At 68.4% G+C, this 20,888-nt stretch carries 13 protein-coding genes; 2 read left to right on the top strand and 11 right to left on the bottom strand.

The window, feature by feature from the left end:
• The 5 genes from A5713_RS16915 to A5713_RS16895 form a co-directional block, all read right to left on the bottom strand.
• Nucleotides 1-439: M20/M25/M40 family metallo-hydrolase (locus tag A5713_RS16915; protein ID WP_156751917.1), on the bottom strand; the 439-nt coding region annotated here is incomplete at its 3' end.
• A 103-nt stretch (nucleotides 440-542) separates the two neighbouring features.
• Nucleotides 543-935, bottom strand: a complete 393-nt coding sequence (locus A5713_RS16910) for a holo-ACP synthase (protein ID WP_065444533.1) — start codon at nucleotides 933-935, stop codon at nucleotides 543-545.
• 112 nt (nucleotides 936-1,047) lie between these two features.
• Nucleotides 1,048-10,305, bottom strand: coding sequence for a type I polyketide synthase (locus tag A5713_RS16905; protein ID WP_068097345.1), 9,258 nt, complete (start codon nucleotides 10,303-10,305; stop codon nucleotides 1,048-1,050).
• A 526-nt stretch (nucleotides 10,306-10,831) separates the two neighbouring features.
• Nucleotides 10,832-11,554, bottom strand: a complete 723-nt coding sequence (locus tag A5713_RS16900; protein ID WP_068097342.1) for a DUF1906 domain-containing protein — start codon at nucleotides 11,552-11,554, stop codon at nucleotides 10,832-10,834.
• A 60-nt stretch (nucleotides 11,555-11,614) separates the two neighbouring features.
• Entirely contained in the window at nucleotides 11,615-12,529 is a 915-nt protein-coding gene (locus A5713_RS16895) for a MerR family transcriptional regulator (protein WP_068097339.1), read from the bottom strand.
• Between the two features lie 40 nt (nucleotides 12,530-12,569).
• Here A5713_RS16895 and A5713_RS16890 point away from each other — a divergent pair, with 40 nt between their 5' ends.
• Nucleotides 12,570-13,721 (top strand): aromatic ring-hydroxylating dioxygenase subunit alpha, encoded by a 1,152-nt coding sequence (locus A5713_RS16890; protein WP_068097336.1) that lies wholly within the window; start codon nucleotides 12,570-12,572, stop codon nucleotides 13,719-13,721.
• On the opposite strand, the gene A5713_RS16885 is transcribed toward A5713_RS16890, so the two are convergent.
• Nucleotides 13,704-15,065, bottom strand: a complete 1,362-nt coding sequence (locus tag A5713_RS16885) for a secreted hydrolase (RefSeq protein ID WP_068097333.1) — start codon at nucleotides 15,063-15,065, stop codon at nucleotides 13,704-13,706. The genes A5713_RS16890 and A5713_RS16885 overlap by 18 nt on opposite strands.
• Before the next feature lie 90 nt (nucleotides 15,066-15,155).
• Here A5713_RS16885 and A5713_RS16880 point away from each other — a divergent pair, with 90 nt between their 5' ends.
• The gene (locus A5713_RS16880; protein ID WP_068097330.1) at nucleotides 15,156-16,628 is read left to right on the top strand and encodes an aldehyde dehydrogenase; all 1,473 of its coding nucleotides are present in this window, start codon (nucleotides 15,156-15,158) and stop codon (nucleotides 16,626-16,628) included.
• 3 nt (nucleotides 16,629-16,631) lie between these two features.
• Here A5713_RS16880 and A5713_RS16875 read toward each other — a convergent pair whose 3' ends face one another.
• From A5713_RS16875 to A5713_RS16855, 5 genes are all read right to left on the bottom strand, one after another.
• The gene (locus A5713_RS16875; RefSeq protein ID WP_369804483.1) at nucleotides 16,632-17,078 is read right to left on the bottom strand and encodes a MaoC family dehydratase; all 447 of its coding nucleotides are present in this window, start codon (nucleotides 17,076-17,078) and stop codon (nucleotides 16,632-16,634) included.
• The gene (locus A5713_RS16870; RefSeq protein ID WP_197516390.1) at nucleotides 17,075-17,548 is read right to left on the bottom strand and encodes a MaoC family dehydratase N-terminal domain-containing protein; all 474 of its coding nucleotides are present in this window, start codon (nucleotides 17,546-17,548) and stop codon (nucleotides 17,075-17,077) included. Before A5713_RS16870 ends, A5713_RS16875 begins: the two co-directional genes overlap by 4 nt.
• 62 nt (nucleotides 17,549-17,610) lie before the next feature.
• The gene (locus A5713_RS16865) at nucleotides 17,611-18,036 is read right to left on the bottom strand and encodes a nuclear transport factor 2 family protein (protein WP_067916601.1); all 426 of its coding nucleotides are present in this window, start codon (nucleotides 18,034-18,036) and stop codon (nucleotides 17,611-17,613) included.
• A gap of 95 nt (nucleotides 18,037-18,131) precedes the next feature.
• The gene (locus A5713_RS16860; RefSeq protein WP_068097327.1) at nucleotides 18,132-19,697 is read right to left on the bottom strand and encodes an AMP-binding protein; all 1,566 of its coding nucleotides are present in this window, start codon (nucleotides 19,695-19,697) and stop codon (nucleotides 18,132-18,134) included.
• The gene (locus tag A5713_RS16855; RefSeq protein ID WP_156751916.1) at nucleotides 19,697-20,824 is read right to left on the bottom strand and encodes an aromatic ring-hydroxylating dioxygenase subunit alpha; all 1,128 of its coding nucleotides are present in this window, start codon (nucleotides 20,822-20,824) and stop codon (nucleotides 19,697-19,699) included. The genes A5713_RS16860 and A5713_RS16855 overlap by 1 nt, the downstream gene beginning before the upstream one ends.
• Between the last annotated feature and the right edge of the window lie 64 nt (nucleotides 20,825-20,888).

Genomic DNA, 20,888 nt, shown 5'->3' with positions numbered 1-20,888 from the left:
CGACGAAGACGGTCACGCCGACCGGCGGCTGCCCGCCGTGCGCCCGGAACGCCGCCAAATGCGTTGCGATGCCGGCCTTGTCGTCGGCGCTGCCACGGCCATAAAGCCGGCCACCGCGTTCGGTGGGTACGAAGGGCGGCGACGCCCACTGGCCGGCATCGCCTTCGGGCTGCACGTCGTGGTGGGCGTACAGCAGCACGGTCGGCGCGCCCGGCGGCGCGGGATGCCGCGCGATGACCGCAGGGGCGCCGTCCTCGCTGACGATCTGCACATCGCCAAATCCGGCCTGAGACAACAGGTCCGCCACCGCCCGCGCGCTGCGGTGCACCTGGTCGCGCCGACCCGGGTCGGCCCACACCGATTCGATGCGCACCAGGTCTTCGAGGTCGCGGCGCACCGACGGCAACACCTCGCGGACGCGCTCCACAAGATCACTCATGACCTCGAGGCTAGTCGCGCGGCCGGCGGACCCTCCCGGCGAACGTCCCCACATGTCACCGTTTACCGGCGTGTTGTGTACAAACACGGCCGCTCGGCAACGCTCAGGTCGTCTCCAGGATCGCCACCGCGGCGGCGGTGTCCCCCTCGTGCGTCAGCGATACGTGAATCGTCACGTCGGCCAGGTGTTTGGCGATGTCGCCGCTCAGCCGCACCCGCGGCCGCCCCCACATGTCGGTGACCACCTCGATGTCGCGGTGGATGTCCTCGGGCAGCACGGGCCGCTGCGCGAACCGCGATCCCGACCACGCCTTGATCACCGCCTCCTTGGCCGCCCAGCGCGCCGCCAGGTGGCGCGCGGCCGAGGAACTCTTGTCCGAGGCGTCGCGACGCTCACCGGGCGTGAAGGTCTCGGAGAAGACGGTTCCCGGCTGGTCGACCTGCTCGGCGAAATCAGGGATGGAGACGACGTCGATCCCCACACCGACAATTCCCATGGGACGCCAGGCTAACGGACGGTCTCGCCCGGCGACGATGCGGTCCGCGCCGCGGAGCGAGGTGGGGGCACCTCCCGCTTGCGGGGGCAAGCCGGGCAATAAGGCGACGACGTCATCCGGCGGGAACCTCGTAGGCGTCGCCCCCGCCCAGCCGGGACGCCGGGTTCAGCAGCATCGCCGCCTCCTGCCGCTTCTCCGGTACGTCGTGGTCGAAGCGACGGTCCGGTGGCCGCTCGTACATCGGCGCGCCCCCGGCGATGGCCGAGGCCAACCGGCGCTGACCGGCCAGCAGCCGCGCCTCCGCGCGCTTCTGGTAGTCCGCGCGCTGCTCGGGGTTGAGCGTGGCGATGAAGGCCTGCGGGTGCACCAGCGCCACCAGTCCGGACACGTGGCCGAACCCGAGGCTGGTCAGCATCCCCGCTTTGAGCGGGAACTTCTCGCCCAGCCGCAGCGTCTCACGCACCCACACGAAGTGGGCCGACCCGGCGAGCTCGTCGTCGACGCAGTCGAGGCTGCGGTTGGGCGGGATCACCCCGTCGCGCAGCATCTGGCACAGGCCCATCATCTGGAAGACGGCCGCGCCGCCCTTGGCGTGGCCGGTGAGGCTCTTCTGCGACACCACGAACAGCGGGGCGCCCTCCGAGCGGCCCAGCGAGTCGGCCAGCCGCTCGTGCAGCTCAGTCTCGTTGGGATCGTTCGCCAGCGTGGACGTGTCGTGCTTGGAGATCACCGCGATGTCGTCGGCGCCGACGCCGAGCTTGGCCAGCGAGCGCGCCAACGCCGAATCCCTGCCGCCGCGGCCGGCACCCAGTGCGCCCAGACCGGGGGCCGGGATCGAGGTGTGCACGCCGTCGGCGAACGACTGCGCGTAGGCCACCACAGCCAGGACCGGCAGACCCATCTTGAGCGCCAGGTCGCCGCGGGCGAGCAGGATGGTGCCGCCGCCCTGCGCCTCGACGAATCCAAGGCGCCGCCGGTCGTTGGGCCGGGAGAACTTCGAATCGTGAATGCCCCGGCCGCGCATCATGGAGGTGTCAGCCGTGGCCGCCATGTCACCGAAGCCGATGATCGCTTCCAGCGTCAGGTCGTCGAAGCCGCCGGTGACGACCAGTTCGGCCTTGCCGAGGCGGATCTTGTCGACGCCCTCCTCGACCGATACCGCCGCGGTCGCGCATGCGCCGACCGGGTGGATCATCGCGCCGTAGCTGCCCACATAGCTCTGAATGACGTGCGCGGCAACGACATTCGGCAGGACTTCCTGCAGGATGTCGTTCGGCTTGTTCCGGCCAAGCAGGTTGCCGTGATACATGGTCTGCATCGAAGTCATCCCGCCCATGCCGGTGCCCTGGGTGCTGGCGACCAGGCCCGGGTGGACCCACCGCATCAGCTCGGTGGGGGTGAATCCCGACGACAGGAACGCATCGACGGTCGCGACAATGTTCCACAGCGCCACCCGGTCGGTAGAGCTGGCCATGTCCTGGCTGATGCCGTACACGGTCGGATCGAATCCGGTGGGGATCTGTGCGCCGACGACCCGCGACAGCTTGGTCTTGCGCGGTACCCGGATCTCGGTGCCGGCCTTGCGCGTGACCTGCCAGTCGCTCGAATCAGGAACCGGCCGAATGACGGTGTGCTCCGGATCGAATTCGACGAACCCGCGAGCGTCGGCCTCCGAGGAGACGACGAAGGTGAAGTCCTTGTCCAGGAACACCGACACCAGCAGCGGCGACGCGTGATCGGGGTCGATCGCGCCGTCATCGACGAATTCGCGAATGCCCACCCGCTCCACGACGACGTCGTGGTAACGCTCCACCAGCTCGGCCTCGTCGACCAGATCGCCGGATTTCGTGTCGTACCAACCGGGTTGCGGGTCGTCCTCCCAGCGGATCAGTCCCGTGGTCCAGGCGAGCTCCAGGACGCCCGCCGCCGACAGTTCGTTGTCAACTTCCATCTCGAACCGGGTGCGCGACGAACCGTAGGGCCCGATCTCGGCGCCACCGACGATGACCACCAGGTCGGCCGGGTCGACGTCGAGGTCTGCCCATTCCGGCGGGGGTGCTGGGGTGAAGCCGCGGGGCGGGGACGGCAGCGCGGCGATGGTGCCCTCGGGCGCACCGTCTTCCGTTGTCTGCTCGCCCGACGTGGCCTGCTCGCGGGCTTTCGCGGCCAGCTCGGCCATGTCCAGGTTGGCTTCGCCGAGACCGCCGGTGAGGTCCGCCCTGATCGGCGCGCCGGCCGCCGCGACCTTCGACTCGACGTCGCACAGGCCCAGCAGCATGGCCGCCATCTCGTCGGTGGAGTAGGTGGTGACCCCGGCTTCCTCGACGGCGTCGACGATGGCGTCGTTGTGTCCCATCAGCCCGGTCCCGCGGGTCCAGCCGATCAGCGCGTGCGCCAGGCTGACCCGGGAGGCCCAGGAGGATTCGGCGTGCCAACGGGTCACCAACGCGTCCAGCGCCGACTTGGCTTCGCCGTATGCGCCGTCACCGCCGAACATTCCGCGGTTGGGCGAGCCGGGCAGCACCACGTGCAGCCGCGATGCGATGTCGCGCTCGGCGCCGATCTTGGACAGCCCGCCGATCAGCCGCTGCACCGCCCACAGCAGCACCTTCATCTCCATCTCGGAGCGCGAACCGGCCTCCGAGAGGTCGCCGGCCACCCGGGGCGCCGCGAACGGGAACAGCAGCGTGGGGGTCTGCGCGTCCTTGATGTGAATGGATTGCGGCCCAAGGCTTTCGGTCTGCTCAGTACCAATCCATTCGGCAAGCGCGTCGATGTCGGAGTAGGACGCCATGTTGGCGGCGACCACCCATAGCGCCGCGCCGTAGCGGGCGTGATCCCGATACAGCCCGCGGTAGAACGCCAGCCGCTCCTCGTCGAGCTTCGATGTGGTGGCGATGACGGTGGCTCCACCGTCGAGCAGCCGCGCGACCACCGACGCCGCGATCGAACCCTTCGACGCGCCCGTCACCACAGCGACCTCGTTGCTGTATTGGCCCGGGTCGGGGTTCTCCGCGCCCGCGGCGATGCGGCCGTACAGCGACGCGTGAATCTGTCGACCGGCCGCCAGCGACTTGCCCTGCCACCAGGTGGCCTGGGTGGCCACGACGTGGCCTGCGCCCTCGAACCTTTCGGACAGGCCCTGCCACTGCGCGTCGATGTCGCCCTCGTCGGTCAGCCAGAGCTTGACCAGGTCCTCACGCGCGCTCGCCCACCGGTCGTCGAACACGACGGCCTTCTTGGCGTCGAACACTGGCGCCACCAGACGCGGCCAGTCCGCGCCGAGTTCGGCGGTGACCAGATCGATGAGCTCGGCGTCCGTGGCCGTCGGGATGGCGCTGACGGGATCGTCGTGGCCCAACTGGTTGAGGATCAGGCGGGCCGCCGAGGCGAGCACGCCGTCGCGACCGGTGATCTGGTCGGTGAATTCGCTCAACGCGGCCGCGTCGACCGTCGCACCGCCACCGCCGCCCGACGACGGCAGCGCCACCGCGATGCCGCGGCGCGCGGCGACCGAGGTCACCGCGGCGTCGATGACCTTGTCGACGGAGGCGGCGTCGGCCAACGCGCCCTCGTGCAGGTGGCCGATGGCGCCGCCGCGCACACTGGTGCCCTCGCGGGTTCCCAGCGCCACTTCGACCGTGACGTGCTTGGCCCAACCGTCGCCGAGCTCCCAGGTCTTCTTGACCCGCTCGGCGATGGCGGCCGGCCGCTTGCCCGAGGGCCCCAGCACCGTGCGCAGCTGGTCGTTGATCGCATCGGAAAGCACTGGGCCGAAAGGTTTGTACGTGCGCGCCAGCTTGGTCACCTGCGACCGCAGCCCGGCAAGGTCGGCCTCGGCGGCGCCGTCGATGGCGCCCAGGTTCAGCTCCGAACCGAGGTCCACCAGCAGCTGGTTGCGCCGCGACGAGGCCCCGTCGGTGATGGACTCGATGGAGTCCAGCTCCTCGATCTGGTCGATGCGCATCTTGGCCGACAGCGCGATCAGCGCCAGGGTGGCGTCGGCGGCGTCGAAACCGATGTCGTCGGGACGCGGAGCACCCGACGGAGCAGTGGCGGGAGCGGCAGCGACGGCCGGGGCGACATCAGACGAGGGCGCACCGTCCGCGGCGGCGGCCGCGGAATCAACCGCGGCCTCCTCCGGCTCCGGCTCGGGATCGGTGTCGGTGGCGAACAGCACTGCGGCGTCGCGCTCAGCGTTGAGCACTTCGACTGTGCTGTGGGCATATTCGGGCAACTTGAGGGTGTTGGTGGCCAGCCCGGCGACGGTCGGCGCCGACTTCACGCCGATCTCGACGAACCGCTCCACGCCCAGACCGCCCGCGGCCTCCTCGGTGAACAGCAGGTCCTGGGTTTCGATCCAGCGCACCGGGCTGGCGAACTGCCAAGCCAGCAGTTCGATCAAGACGATGCGCGCCATCTCGTTGCGGCGCTCGGTCAGCCAGGTGTCATAGTCGGCGAGGATCGCATCGAGCGGCTCGGCGGGCACCAGATCCCGAATCTCCTGGATGAAGTCGCGGTCCAGGGTGAACGGACGCGGCACCAGGTTCGGGATGTAGCGCCCGATGATGACGTCGGGATCCTTGTCGCGCGGCATGACCCGTTCCAGTGAGCGGCGGAACTCCGCGACCCCGACGCGCAGCACCCGGGAATGGAACGGCACGTCGATGCCCGGCACCAGAATGAACGACCGCTTCCCGCCGGTGAGCTCGCGACGCCGCTCCACCTCGGCTTCCAGCTCCTCGAGGCCGCGCACCGTGCCGGCGATCGCATACTGCGAGCCGCGCAGGTTGAAGTTCACGATCTCCAGGAACTCACCTGTGCGCTCGGCGATTCCGGCGACGAACGCGGGCACCTCGTCGTCCGGCAGGTCGATCTGCGAGGGTCGGATCGCCGCCAGCCGGTAGTTGGAGCGGCCCAGCTCGTCGCGCGGGACGATGTCGTGCATCTTGGAGCCGCGGTGGAACACCGTCTCCAGCAACGCTTCCAGCTCGTAGATGCCGGTCACGCAGGCCAGGGCCGTGTACTCCCCGACCGAGTGGCCGCAGGCGATCGCATCCTCGACGAAGGCGCCCTGCTCGCGCATCTCGGCGACCTGCGCCGCCGCCACGGTCGCCATCGCGACTTGGGTGAACTGCGTCAGGTACAGCACGCCCTCGGGGTGGTTGTAGTGCACACCGCTGGCGATGATGCTGGTCGGGTTGTCGCGCACCACGTGCAGCACCGAGAAGCCCAGCGTGTCGCGGGTGAACTTGTCCGCCTTGTCCCACACTTTGCGGGCGGCCTTGGAGCGGGCGCGGACGTCCATGCCCATGCCCTTGTGCTGAATCCCCTGACCGGGGAAGGCATACACCGTGTGCGGGGAGGCCAGGCGCGCCGTCGCCGACATCACCAGATCGGACCCGATGCGGGCGGACACGTCCAAAACCTCTGCGCCCTGGTCGATCCCGACGCGCTCGACGCGGAAATCGACCTCGTCACCGGGACGCACCATGCCCAGGAAACGCGCGGTCCAGCCGACCAGCCGGGCCGGGGGCCGGGCCTGGCCGTCGGTGGCCGTCACCGCGTGCTGCGCGGCGGCCGACAGCCACATGCCGTGCACGATGGGCGATTCCAGGCCGGCGAGCAGGGCGGCCGCCCGGTCGGTGTGGATCGGGTTGTGGTCACCGGACACCACGGCGAACGGCCGCATGTCGACCGGGGCGGTCAGCCGGACGTCACGTCGACGACGACGCGGGGTGTCCGTCGCGTTCTCCGACACCGCGCCGCCGGCCCGCACCGGCTCGGTGAGTTCGGCGGAGCCGGTGCGCCCCAGGATCGCGAACCGCTCGTCGAGATTGGCGATCGTCGCGCCGTCGCCGTCGGCGATCGTGACCGCGACGCGCACGACACGGCCCATGTCGGTGTCGATCGCCGCCGAAGCCGTTGCGGTGATTGCCAATTCGGCCGGGACCTTGGGCAGCGCGCCGACCACGTGGGCGGCGTGGTCGAGGTGCACCAGACTGAGCAGGCCCTCGACGACGGGGACGCCGGTGTCGGTAACCGCCGAGCCGATCGCCGCGAAGACCGCGGGCCAGCACAGACCAACGAGCGCGTCGGGCACGGTGGTGAGGCCGGGCGCCAGCGGCTCGGAGAAGGTGGCCGTGACACCGGTGTGGTCGGCGACGCGCTCGGGATCCCAGTCCACCGTCACGGTGGCCGTCCCGTCGACGACCGCCGGCAGGAATTCCGGCCCGTCGACGCCGGCGGCGATCGCCAGCACCGCCCGCATGGCCGTGGCGGCGTCCTCGGTGGACACCACCGGGGTGCCGCCGTCAATGGTGTTGGCGGGCAGGGCGAACGGGATGTCGATCCAGGTCCCCGATACCGGAACGCTCAGCACCACCCGGTTACCGTCGACCCCGAGCCGCGCTCCGGTGGACGAGTGTGTGGCGCGGCGACTTTCGGGCCCTTCAGAGCCCTCGTGCACGAGCCAATCGGCGGGGTCGGCGATCCGGTGGACCGGGTTGATCGCGGTGCGGCCGGCCCACTGCACATCCGGGGCGTCGAGTACGACAGCCAGCGGTCCGGTCACGTCGGGGCGACCCATCCGGCGCGACGCGACGGCGCGGGGCTGCCCGCTGGACGACAGCACCTCGTCGATGGCGGCCTGCTCGAAGCGGTCCAGCAGTTCACCGACGGGTTCGTCCATCCGGGTGATGCCGGCGACCGCAGCGGTACCCGGGATGATGCACACCTGGTCGGCGTCATAGCGGGCGTCGTGGGCCTGCCACAGCGAATCGCTTCGCCACCAGCGCCGCACGTCCTTGTCGATGACCGGTACGAAGTTGACCGGCTTGCCCGGCGTCTTGCACAGCGTGACGAAGAAGGGGACGTCGGCCGGGTGCAGTTGCACCGCTTGCGCGTCCGGGTATTCGGCGAGCAGCGTGGCGATGGCCTGCTGCGGACTCTCCAGCAGCGCCGCGTCGTCGAACAGCGTCGCGATCGGGCCGGAATCGCTTGCGTGCAAACGGGCTTCGGCGCGCTGCAGCATCTGCTGGAAGCGGTCACGCCAGGTGTCGGCGAGCCACGGGCTGCCGGGCGCGGCGGTGTCGGCGGTGGAGTTGCCCTCCCCGATGGCCAGCTCCACGTAGCGCTGCAACCACTGCAGGTAGGTCATGTCGGCGACGTCGCCGAAGTATGGCTTGGCGGTGTTCGCCATCGCCGCGATGATCTCGTCGCGACGCTCGGCGACGGCGTCCGCGTCGCCGGCGACCTCGTCGAGGAGGCGGCCGCAGCGCGACGCGCTGTTGTCGATCTCGTGGATGTCGGCGCCGAGCTGGCTGCGGCTGGAAGCCATGCCGTTCAAGGCTTTTCCGGCGCCGACCCACTGGTCGGTGCCTTGGGTCTCGACCAGCATCCGCTTGACCGACGGCGAGGTGGTGGCCTCCTTGGTCGCCATCGCAGCGGTGCCGACCAGGATGCCGTCGATCGGCATCAGCGGGAAGCCGTATGCCTGCGCCCACCGCCCGGACAGATACTCTGTCGCGCGCTCGGGGGTGCCGATACCACCGCCGACGCAGACCGTGATATTCGGGCGCGACCGCAGCTCCGAATACGTTGCCAGCAACAGGTCGTCGAGGTCTTCCCACGAATGGTGGCCACCGGCGCGCCCACCCTCGATGTGCATGATCACCGGCTTGGTGGGCGCCTCGGTGGCGATGCGGATGACCGAGCGGATCTGCTCGACCGTGCCGGGCTTGAACACGACGTGACTGATGCCGACGTCGTTCAGCTCCTCGATCAGGTCGACGGCCTCCTCGAGATCGGGGATGCCGGCACTGATCACCAGGCCGTCGATCGCCGCACCCGACTGACGCGCCTTCTGCACCAACCGCTTTCCGCCGACCTGCAGCTTCCACAGGTACGGGTCGAGGAACAGCGCGTTGAACTGATAGGTGCGGCCCGGCTCGAGCAGCGTCGCGAGCTCCTCGACGCGGCCGGCGAAGATCTCCTCGGTGACCTGCCCGCCGCCGGCCAGCTCGGCCCAGTGCCCGGCGTTGGCCGCGGCGGCGACGATCTTGGCGTCGACGGTGGTCGGGGTCATGCCGGCGAGCAGGATCGGCGAGCGGCCCGTCAACCGGGTGAACTTCGTCGAAAGCTTGACCCTGCCGTCGGGCAGGCGAACGACGGTCGGGGCGTAGGTCGACCACGCCCGCGCCACCTCGGGGACGGCCCCGACGGTGAAGAGGTTGCGCTGCCCGCCGCGGGTCGCGGCGGGAACGATGCCGACACCCAGTCCGCGGATGACCGGCGCGGTCAGCCGGGTCAGGATGTCACCGGGACCGAGGTCGAGAATCCAGCGTGCGCCGGCCTCGTGCACACGGCTGATCTCCTCGACCCAGTCGACCCGTCGCACCAGGATCGCTTCGGTCAGCTCGCGGGCCAGGGCGACATCCAGGCCCACCTTCTCGGCCCAGCCGGCGACGATGTCGATGCCGTCGGCCAGCCGCGGCGTGTGGAAGCCGACCTCCACCTGGACCGGATCGAAGACCGGCGAGAAGACGTCCCCACCGCGCAGCTTGTTCTTGCGATCGGCCTCTTCCTTCTCCGAGATCTGCTGGCAGTAGAGCTCGAACCGGGATAGCTGTTCGGGCGTGCCAGTGATGACGACCGAGCGCCGGCCGTTGCGGATGGACAGCACCGGCGGCAGCACGGTGCGGACGTCCTGCGCGAACTCGTCGAGCAGCCGGCTGATGCGCTCGGGGTCGGCGTTGGTCACCGACACCATGGGCGGGCGGTCGCCGAGCACGGAGATGCCGCGCCGGCGGGCGACCAGCGTCCCGGCCGCGCCGATCAGCTGGGCCATCGCCAGCAGCTCGGCGTCGCGGGCGCCCGCCGCCTTGAGGGCCTCGACGGCGAGCACCCCTTGGGAGTGCCCGGCGACCGCGACAGGCGGGGTGGCCTTGAGGTCCATGCCCTGGCGCGCCAAAGCGCGGACCGCCGCGATCTGAGTGAGCAGCACGCCGGGGATCGACACCGCGGCCGACGTCAGGTGCTTGTCCGACGGGACCGGGTCCTCGGCCGCCAGCGCGCGCACCCATGCGAGCGGCTCGAAACCGATCGGGCGCACCACGACCAGTTCCTTGGCCACCGGCTCGAGCAGCAGCTCGACCTCACCCACGAGCGTTGCCAGGTCCGATTCGATCCCGGCCGACGAGACCAGATCCTCGAGGGTTTCCAGCCAGGCGCTGCCCTGGCCGCCGAACGCAACGGCGTACGGCTCGCCGGCCGTCAGACGGTCGACCAGAGCGTGGGTCTCCCCGGCTGACGCATGAGGGCCATTTCCATCGCGATCAGCGGACACCCGGTCGTGCTCATGGATCGTCACCTTCTATGTCTCCCTGTATGCGTCTTTACGTATCGGTTCGTTCGGCCGGTCATCACCGGCGGGCGGGTTCGGCGATTCCGCGTCGAATCAATGCCGGGAAACGGCTGACCGGTGTGTTGTCGGCGGACCGCCCGTGTGGGTTGAGCGGCGCGGGGACTGCATCGGCTGTACTAAGAGTGTCATAAGGATCGACCCCCGTTTTTCGTGGTGATTGGTTACTGATGAGTTCTACGCACGGGTAACCGTGTCGTGGGTAACACGGGGTTTAATCGGCGGCGCGGGCGCGGCGAACAAACCTGCTGCATGCAGGTGGTTACGGTCGAGTAGCTATAACTGCGCTGATCAAAGCAGTTTTGTTATGTAATCGTTATGTAAAAATTTCGAGCCGCGAAGCCACGTCGGGCCCTCCTGCGTCGCGTCGTCCGGTCCGCGATCGCGGCCGCCGGGCCGAAAAATGAGCGAACGAGTGTTTGCTGGGATCATTAAGAGACGCGGGCCACCGAGACGCGGCGAGGCACCCGGAGCGCTAGACCCACTGCCCGAATTGCGGTTTGAGGATCTCGTTGATGTCCACCCCGACCCCGCCGACACTGCGTTTGTCGATCTCGACCTGATGCAGATGGACGGCCGGGTGGGTGAACCCCTTGGGCGAGCCCCAGTTGTGCTGCCAGAAGTAAGAGCCCAGACCGTCGTGCAGCGCCCAGTCGATGGTCTTCGAATTGGCGTACACACCTGTGCGCTGATGCCCGATCACCGACTCCCACGATCGCAGGTAGGGCGCGATCAGCTGTTTGTACTGGTCATAGGACGGGTCGTCGTCGATCGAGGCGTAGATCGGCGCGCTGGCCGGGCCACCCGCGGCGGCGTGCAGTTGCATCCCCCGCTGCGCGTGCTGGAGCCCGGCATTGGCCCCGCCCAGCCAGTCGGCGGTGTCGCCCTTGCCGAACTGGTAGCAGGAGACGATCTTCAGCCCGTTGCTGTTGAGGTCACGTGCCTCGGCGACCTGGATCGGCTTGCCCAGCATCCAGTTGCCCCCCGGACGCCGGTCGGACACATACCTGATCGAGCCCACGGCGCCGGCGGCCCTGATCTGGCTGGCCGGGATGACCCCGGCGGCGTAGTCCAGCAGGGTGCCGAGCGAGGCCGACGCGGGCGCCGGGCGCAGCGACGCAACCGCGACACCCAGGCCCGCCAAGGCCGGGCCCGCGGCCGCCCATTTCAGTAGGTCGCGTCGCGAAACCGATGACACAAGCGACAGAGTACGACAGGAACACCACCCGACACATTGACCACACTGGTCACATCTGCATCACGGTGTCACATCTCGGGTTTGAGCCCGCGTCGCCGCGGGCAGCACGATCACGCTCACGGCCACCAGGCCCCGGTGAGCGGTCTGACGGGCGATCTCGTCGAGGAAGTCGGCGGCCGCCGGGTTGATGGATCCGGCCCAGGCCCGGAATCCCTGCACGATCACCGGGTCATGTTCCAATGACGGCTGCACCGCGCGAAGCACACCGACCACGTCGTGGGGCAGTGGGTCGGCCAGCTGCCGGTCGACCCAGCTGCGGGCCAGCTCCGTCGCCGCCACCCGATCGTCACCCAACCGGATCACGTCGCCGGCGAGGTTGCGCAACCGGTCGAACAGCACCTGACGTCCCGACAGCTCGGCCAGTTGTGCCAGCAGAGTGGTGGCCGCCGGCGGCAGGACCATCTGCCCGAACAGCGCCGGAACCGGCAGATCCCACTCGTCGAACAGGTCGGCGTACATCGTCGCGACGGGCGCGGACAGCGGCGCGCTGAGCCTCCCCATGACGCCGATGCTGTCGCGGTGCGTCGTCGCCAGGGTGCGCAGAATGTCGTCGTTGACGTCGGCGTCCGGGCAGTCGGCGGCGGCGCGGGACGCGACCCGGGATCGGTCGATGGCCGCGATCAACTCATCCAGCCGGTCGCGCTGACGCAGCAACAGCGCCCGGTGCTCGTCGAGCACGTCCGCCAGCGAGGTGCGCCCGTCGGCGACCAGGCGCTGGATGTCGTTGATGCTGATGCCGAGACTTCTCATCAGATCGATGCGCAGCAGGTCGAGCACCTGCTCCACACCGAACACCCGGTAGCCGTTGGACAGGTGCTCGGCGCGCAGCAAGCCGACCTTTTCATAGTGGCGGATGCGGCCGGAAGCGATCCCGGTCAGGGCCGTGACGTCGCCGATCAGCAACTGGTCAGGCACGCCTTGACCTTACAACTGTCGCAAGGTCTGTACTGGGCAGGTGGAACGCGACCAACTCATCGACCTCACCCGCCGCGCCTTGAAGCTGGCGCGCGACAGGACCACCGATCTCGCCCCGGCCGAGCACCGGGTCGAGGCGCACGCCTACACGTCGGCCGAGCGCCACGACCGGGAGCGGGCCATGGTGATGGCCAGCCCGCACTTGGTCGGGTACGTCTCGGAGCTGCCCGGCCCGGGAACCTACTGCACGAAGACGGTGATGGGGCGGTCGATCCTGTTGACCCGGACGGCCGATGGATCGGTCAAAGCGTTCGACAACGTCTGCCTGCACCGGCAGTCGCAGGTGGCCACGGGTTGCGGCAGCGCGAAGCGGTTCACTTGCCCGTATCACGCGTGGACGTACGACAACGACGGACGGTTGGTCGGCCTGCCCGGCCGCGAGGGATTCAGCGGCGTGACCGTCAAGGTGGACGGTCTGACCGAACTTCCGGCCGCCGAGTTCGCCGGGTTCCTCTGGGTCGCATTGCATCCCGGTGCACCCCTGGACGTTGCCGCGCACCTCGGGCCCCTGGCCGACGAGCTCGATTCGTGGGGCATCGGACGGTGGTCGCCGCTGGGCGAGAAGGTGCTCGACTGTCCGATCAATTGGAAGCTCGCGGTCGACACCTTCTCGGAGAACTACCATTTCGCCACCGTGCACCAGCAGACCTTCGCCACCATCGCCCGCAGCAACTGCACGGTGTTCGACACGTTCGGACCGCACCACCGGTTGATCTTCCCGCTCAACACGATCCTGGAGCTGGACGGTGTCCCCGAAGAGCAGTGGAATCCGTTCCAGAACTTGGTCGTGATCTATGCGCTGTTCCCCAACATTGTGCTGTCGGTGACCATCGCCAACGGCGAACTGTTCCGGATCTACCCCGGGGACCGGCCGGGAAGATCGATCACCGTGCACCAGAACTCCACCCCGCTGGACCTTTCCGACGAATCCGTTTCCGCTGGCGCGCACGCCGTCTTCGACTACGCGCACGCCACGGTGCGCGACGAGGATTACCGGCTGGTCGAGAACCTGCAGACCAACCTCGAGTCGGGCGCCAGGGACCACCTGCTGTTCGGCCGCAACGAACCCGGGCTGCAGCATCGCCACAACGCCTGGGCGGAGGCGCTTGCCGGATCAGCTGCCCTGGGTTGACCCCTCGGCGGACAACACCGCCACGAGGTCATCCAACAGCGTTGCCAGCGCGTCGGTTTGAGCCGGGCGCACCGTGCTCAACAGCCTGACCGCTTCGCTACGGCGGCCACGGGCCAGCAGCTGCACCAGCAGGGTCGCGGCCATCTGCAGGTCCCGGTCGGCCGGCTCCATGTTCGCGACGCTGGTGGCGAGCACCTCGACCAGCTCCCAGTCGCGGTACAGGGCCAGCGAGCGTTCGTTGAAGGCGAAGCCGGTCACGGGTTCACCCCATAGTGTTCCGTGGTAGCGGTACGGGCCCTCCATGTATTCGATGGGCAGGCCGTGCGCGGGAGCGGGCACCAGCGGCTCCCCGACGATGTCGAGCTGCATGGTGCGGCAGGTGATCCTGTGGCGGTCCGGCATGTAGCGGGCGGCGGCGTTCGGCCGCACCAGCGGTTGCACCGCGTCCGGCCATCGCACGTAGCTGCTGACCTCCACCTCTACGTCCTCGGCGCATTCCGGCGGCACGGCCGGATCGGGATGACTCATCGTCACTCCCGTAAACGGTTGCAGCGCATTGCGGTTGGTCCGGTCGAACTGCCGCCAGATGCTCAGGTCCACGCCGTTGTCGAAGTTGATGGTGCGCCATTCGTGGGACCGGGCCCGCGGGTCTCCCCCGGTCCCACCACCGCCGGCGTACTTCGGGAACCACTGCCGGTCGATATGCCCGCTGCTCCCGGAAACCTGGTGGACCAGGCCGCCCCAGCGCAGGGTGCCCGTCATCGCCATGCCGGTCTGGAAATACGAATAGGTGTCGGTCTGGCCGAAGCAGCAGATCTTCCCCTTGTACGTGGACGCACCCACCGGTGTCGGTGCGCGCGTTGGGGTTACCGCCAGGTCGAGGCGCATGGGCCGCCCCGCCTGGTCCTCGCCGACCAGGCTGACGCGGTAGGTGTAGGGCAGCAGTTCACCTTCGTTGTCGCGGCAGGTGATCCAGGACGCGGTGCCTGCGCCGCTGGCGTAATGGATGTCCAGAAAACCCGGCGCCAACGTCAGCTTGCGCTGCGCCCCAGGTTCCATGTTGGCCGGCGGCATGTCGTAATCCGTGTAGGTGCCGTAATCACCGGAATCCAGATCGAAGAGCGCCATCGTGTAGAAGTCGGCGACCACGGCGCCACCGGGCCGGTTCTTGTTGAAGATGGTCAGGAAGGCAAAAGACCGGTCGGTCTCGGCGGCCTCCAGCTGCCCGGCGATGAACCAGGTGTCCGACTCCTGATCCGGATGCTCGCCCTCGGCGGCCGGGAAGTCCAGCTGGCTGTCGCCAGGTACCAACTGGAAGGGGTAACTGCGCCAATCGCTGGTCATATGAGCCTCGCTGCTTTTTTCGCTATGTTAGCGTCAATAGCGAAATCCCGGTCCCTGTCGCATTGCGCCCGACCCTCGAGGAGGTGCCGGATGACAGAATCCGCCGGCCACCGGTCCTACGACGAACTCTTCATCGGGGGGCAGTGGCGCAAGCCCGCCAACCCGCAACAGCTCGCCGTCATCTCGCCGCACTCGGAAGAACCGGTCGGCCATGTTCAGTTGGCTGGGCCCGAGGACGTCGACGCCGCCGTCGCCTCGGCGCGACACGCCTTCGATCACGGGCCCTGGCCGCGGATGACCCACGCCGAGCGGATGGCCAAGGTCGAGCGGTTGGCCGCGATCTATGCCGGCCACATCGAGGAGATGGCCGACCTGATCACCGACGAGATGGGCTCGCCGCGCAGCTTCAGCCGGATGGGACAAGGGGCGGCCGCGGCGACGCTCATCCATCTGGCGCTGGCCGCCGCACGCGACTTCCCGTGGGAAGAACGGCGCCAGGGTGTCCTCGGCGAAGTGCACCTGCGCAGGGCACCGGTCGGGGTGGTCGGCGCGATCGTGCCGTGGAACGTTCCGCAATTTTTGATCATGCCGAAACTGATCCCGGCGTTGATCGCGGGGTGCACGGTCATCATCAAGCCCGCACCCGAAACCCCTTTGGACGCTTTGTGGTTGGCGGAGATGATCGAGCAGCTGGACCTTCCCGAGGGCGTGGTCTCGGTGCTGCCCGGCGGACCCGAGATCGGCGAGGCGCTGGTGCGCCACCGGGGTGTGGACAAGATCGCGTTCACCGGCTCGAGCGCCGTCGGGCGCCGCATCGCCGCCCTGTGCGGCGAGCAGCTCAAGCGGGTGAGCCTGGAACTGGGCGGCAAGTCGGCGGCGATCATCCTCGACGACGCCGACATCGGCAAGACGGTAGCCGGGTTGAAAACCGCCGGCCTGATGAACAACGGCCAGGCGTGCGTCGCGCAGACCCGGATCCTGGTCAGCGACCGGCGCCACGACGAGGTCGTCGACGCGCTGGCAGACATGATGTCGTCCCTCAACGTCGGAGATCCGGCCGACGACGCCACCGACATCGGACCCCTTGTCGCACAACGCCAACAACGGCGTGTCCAGGACTACATCAAGTCCGGTCAAGCCGAGGGCGCCCGCGTGGTGCTCGGCGGGCTGGACAGCCCGTCGGACCGCGGCTGGTATGTGCAGCCGACGCTGTTCGCCGACGCCACCAACGACATGCGCATCGCCCGGGAGGAGATCTTCGGTCCGGTCCTGACCGTGCTGCGTTATCACGACGAGGACGACGCAATCCGGATCGCCAACGAGAGCGACTACGGTTTGGCCGGTTCGGTGTGGACCTCCGACATCGCACACGGGTTGGAGATCGCGGCGGGGGTGCGGACCGGCACGTACGGCATCAACATGTACACACTCGACATCGGCGCGCCCTTCGGCGGCTTCAAGCAGTCGGGTATCGGACGCGAATTCGGCCCGGAAGGCCTCCACGAATACGTAGAACTCCAGACGCTGGTATGCAAAGGGCAGCTGCCGCCGCTATCCGGCTGACGCTCAACCACTTTCGGGCACCTGCAAAGTGAGCTCGACCGGGCAGCACAGCGCACCGTGCTGATTGGTCACCTGGATCTCGATGTCCACGAGGCAGCGCGGCGGGTCGACCGACGCGTCCCGACGTTTGGCGACCGCGCGGCCCCGGCCGATCATGGTGTCGCCGGCATATATCGAGCCCGCCAGCCGTAGGGAGCGGCGCACCACGCGGCTGCCCGGTCCCGCCCAGTCGGTCGCGACGCGGTCGGCGAACCCGGCGAGGTGCATCGTGTTGACGTAGATGGTCGGATTGCCTTGGCGCTGCGCGTATTCGGGATCGAAGTGCCCCGGAAAGTAATCCCACGTCGCGCCCGCGTTCTCCACCACACGCTGGTAGCTGATGTGGTCGACAACCTCGGGCAGGTCGACGGGAACGGCGATCTCGTCGAAGCTCAGCTCGCCTGCGATCACGAAGACGCCGCGGGGGTGAAGCGGAACAGGGTGTTCCGGCACGTGGCGACCACCGTCGCGTCCTGGCGCTGATAGGTCTCCAGCGTCTCGACGAAATGACCTATGCCCAGGCGGGTCCGCTTCTCCGGCGACACCGACAGCAATTCCTCGACGACGGTGAGCAGATCGCCTTCGACGATGGGCTGCAGGAACTCGACATCGTTGGCCGCGTTGATGAACGTGGTGCCCGGCAGCGGCACCCGCAGCACCAGGGATGCCGCCGGCGGTCGGCCCTGCGGCTCCCACGGCGGAGGGATCAACCAGCCCATCAGCAGGGCCGGGGGCGCTAGTAGGCCTCCCCATTTGCGGCGGGCGAACTCGGCGTCCCAGTAGGAGCGATTGCCGTCGTGGACCATTGCGGCGAACAACTGGATGCGCGCCCCGCTGACGGCCGTGGCCGCGATGCGCGGCTCGCTCGTCGCGCCGACCATCCGCAGCGCATCTTCATAGGTGCCGAAGGCCAGCTGGTAACTGAGATCCGGGTCCACGCCGCTCACATAACGAGCGGGTGCCTACTGGGCACCGAGTCCCATTGCAGCTTGCGGGAGGTGAAGTACCAGCCGCCGCGCTCGTAGATCAGCGTGTCCTTGAACACCCCGGTCGCGCGGAGGGTGGTGTCGCCGTACATGCTGGCGAATAGCACGACAACACAACGCTGTACGGCGTTCACCCCGTCGATGCGGATCTCGTGGTCGACCGTCACCAGGCGCTGCCCGTCGCCGCCGTCGAAGGCGGCGCGCAGGTCGTCGAACGTATCGCCGTCACGCGTGTAGGTGGCGCCGGAATGACGGAACGTGGCAATCCAGCGGTCCCGGTCGCCCTTGGAATATGCCCGGTTGTGCCGGGCGTTCAGGTCCAGGATGGCAGCGCGGCCGGCGGCGGCCAGGAGCATTTGCTGTTCCTGATAGGACATCGTCATTTTGGTCTCCAGCCTCTTCCGGGAAACGACTGCCAACGAGCGGTTGGATGTAACGGTAAAGTAACTTGCCGACGATTACGTAACATTAACGTAACTTACCGGCTAACGATATAGCCCTGAGCTTCACGATCCCACGCCTCCCGAGTCACCCCCCGCGCGCGCAACAGGTCTTTGCGTATTCGTCCGATGACATTCTTCGGAAGTTCGCTGACGATCTCCACGAATCGGGGCACGCAGAAGTACGGCATCCGGGCCGCGCAGAAATCGAGCAGCTCGGTGTAATCCAAGGTGGCCCCTGGCCGCAACGTCACCACGACCAGGATGTCATCTTCGCCCAATGGGCTGGGCACCCCGACGGCGGCGGCTTCGGCCACGGCGGGATGGTTCATGACCACGGTTTCCACTTCCACCGAGGAGACGTTCTCGCCGCGCCGGCGCAGCGAATCCTTCCTGCGGTCGACGTAGGTCAGGTTGCCCCCGCCGTCGAACCGGCCGAGATCGCCGGTGCGAAACCATTCCGCGTGGGGAATCACCCGCAACCCCGGGCCGACATAGCCCTCGCTCATCACGTGCGGGCGGCGCGGTCGGCAGGCGATCTCCCCCACCGTGCCGGCGGGCACCGGTTCGCCGTTCTCGTCGACAAGGCGCACGTCGAAATGAGGATTCGGCCGGCCCGACGTTCCGGGTACCCCGTCGTCGGCCAGGGCCTTGACGGCGATCGGAAACGCCTCGGTCATCCCGTACATCGTGACAATGCGGCAGCCATAACGCTTTTCGATGTCCCGGTAGTGCTTGGCGTCGATGGGAGCCGCGGAGATGAACCGCAACGGCAGCTGGGCATCACGCGGATCCGCGGGCAGGTTGCGCAGCATCGAGACCATGGCGCCGGCGCCGGCGAAACCGACGGCGCCGCGGGCGCGCACCTCGTCCCACACCTGACCGGGATGAAAAGCCCCGGCCAGCACGGTCGTCGCGCCGAGCAGCATCGGGGCCAGCACGCTGGGCGCCGCGCTAAGGTGATACAGCGGCATCGCCGTCCACAGCACGTCCCCCGCACGCAATTCCCAGGCCGACGCGACCGTCGCGGCCACCGTGAACAGGTAATGCCAGGTCGTGGCAACCGCTTTCGAGGGCCCGGTGGTACCCGAGGTGTAGAAGAGGCAGCCCACGTCCGTCGACGCGCCGGCGGCGCCGGCAGGCGGTGTGCCGGCGTCTCGGCTCAAGGCCGATGCGAGTGAATCGCCCTGCGCCAGCACGGTTGGCGCGTGATCCAACGCGCCGGCCACCTCGTCGAGCCGGGGCCGGCGCTCGGCATCGGTCAGGACGACCCTCGCCCGCGACAGCCGTAGGGCGTCCAGCAGGAAGTCCCCCTTGTTCGCGGCATTGACGGCGGCGGTCACGGCGCCAAGGCGCGCCGCGCCCAACCAGAAGTAAACCCATTCGGGGCAGGTGCCGGCGAATATGGCCACGCCGTCTCCACGGTGGACTCCCAACTCCGCCAGCATGTTCGCCGCGGCGCACGACCGCTGCCGCATCTGCTCGAAGGTCACGTCGACGCCGGCGATCGACATCATCACCCGGTCGGGATGCTGTTCGGCGCGCCGATCGAGCACGGCCGCGACGGTGAAGCTTTCGACGCCGAAGTCGGCGGGTCCGGGCATCAGGCTTTCGCGGCCGCCGGGTCGGGCTGACCGTCGGCGGTGTAGCCGAAGTCGGACGGCGACGGCTGCGTGCCCGGGTAGAAGCGGTGCGCCCAGCGGCGCAGGGCGGCATAGTCGTGGGCCTCTTCGGGAGCCAGGTTCGGCTTCTCCAGATACTTCATGTTCTCCCAGGTGAAGAAGTCTTGTTTGATGACTTCCTGCTGCAGTCCCAGGAATTTGGCCGCGCGACCGGTCGGCACGTCGCGCGTATCGCCGGGCTCGCGGACGGAAGCCTGCGTGTAGAAGTAATCGGTGTAGTCCTCGTCGACCGGCGTCTGCCCGGTGACCTGGACCGTGGCCACCAGTTCGCTGGGGAAGCGGACGACCCCCAGGCCCAGCGAGTAGTTGTCGTAGATGATCTTGGCGTCGACCGGTCCGTTGGGGGTCAGCCAGGTCGACGCGCGGCCACCGCCGAAATGGGCGTTGACGGTCGCGTGCAGGTGGTAACCGGACACCTCGAACGACGCGGTGGTCGCGGGATTGGCGGCCTTGTGCACGTACTGCACGTGGTACGGGTCGGCGGCGTTCTCGATGATCATCTGCGGGTGCACCTTGACCCGGTTGATCATCTGCGTGTGCGGGTGCAGTGGGTAGTACTCGTTCGTTTCCAGTTCGGGGAGCACCGGGGGCTGCCAGTACGGCGCCCGGCCGTGCCGCTCGTGCCACGCGAGCACGAAGCCGTACCACTCCATGCTGGGGTAGGTGCGGATGCGGACGTTGTTCTTGCACCCGATCTTGCTGTACGGGATCAGCGCGTTGCTGCCGTCGCCACGCCAGCGCCAGCCGTGCCACGGGCAGACGATGTTGTCGCCTTCCACCGTGCCGCCGACGGCGAGGTTGGCGCCGAGGTGCTGGCAGTAGGCGTCCATCACGTGCACCCGGCCGGACTCGGTGCGGAAGATGACGAGCTCCTCACCGAAGTAGTGCGCCCGCTTGACGTCGCCGGCGGCCAGGTCCGAGCCGAAGGCAACGATGAACCAGCCGGTCGGGAACCGATAGGTCGACAGCGCGATGCCGGCCTGCCCGAACTCGCGTTCCGAGGGATCGCCGGCCGAATCCGGTGCCGGGTCCGAAATTGCATGCGTCACGAGTTCTCCATATCCCGCCCAGGCCAAGCGTGCCCAGCGCAACCGGGCTTCACTCACCGCGGTT

This window comes from Mycobacterium sp. E2497 (assembly GCF_001668695.1).
In the GTDB taxonomy this organism is placed as follows: Bacteria; Actinomycetota; Actinomycetes; order Mycobacteriales; family Mycobacteriaceae; genus Mycobacterium.
Note: the sequence above shows the minus strand (reverse complement) of the source record. Positions and strands in the feature narration are given on the sequence as shown.

Bases quoted from the DNA above. Each gene is read 5' to 3' on its own strand.
- A5713_RS16870 (WP_197516390.1), bottom strand. From the start codon at position 17,548: ATGGTCGGCGCGACGAGCGAGCCGCGCATCGCGGCCACGGCCGTCAGC.
- A5713_RS16865 (WP_067916601.1), bottom strand. From the start codon at position 18,036: ATGACGATGTCCTATCAGGAACAGCAAATGCTCCTGGCCGCCGCCGGC.
- A5713_RS16860 (WP_068097327.1), bottom strand. From the start codon at position 19,697: ATGCCCGGACCCGCCGACTTCGGCGTCGAAAGCTTCACCGTCGCGGCC.
- A5713_RS16910 (WP_065444533.1), bottom strand. From the start codon at position 935: ATGGGAATTGTCGGTGTGGGGATCGACGTCGTCTCCATCCCTGATTTC.
- A5713_RS16880 (WP_068097330.1), top strand. From the start codon at position 15,156: ATGACAGAATCCGCCGGCCACCGGTCCTACGACGAACTCTTCATCGGG.
- A5713_RS16885 (WP_068097333.1), bottom strand. From the start codon at position 15,065: ATGACCAGCGATTGGCGCAGTTACCCCTTCCAGTTGGTACCTGGCGAC.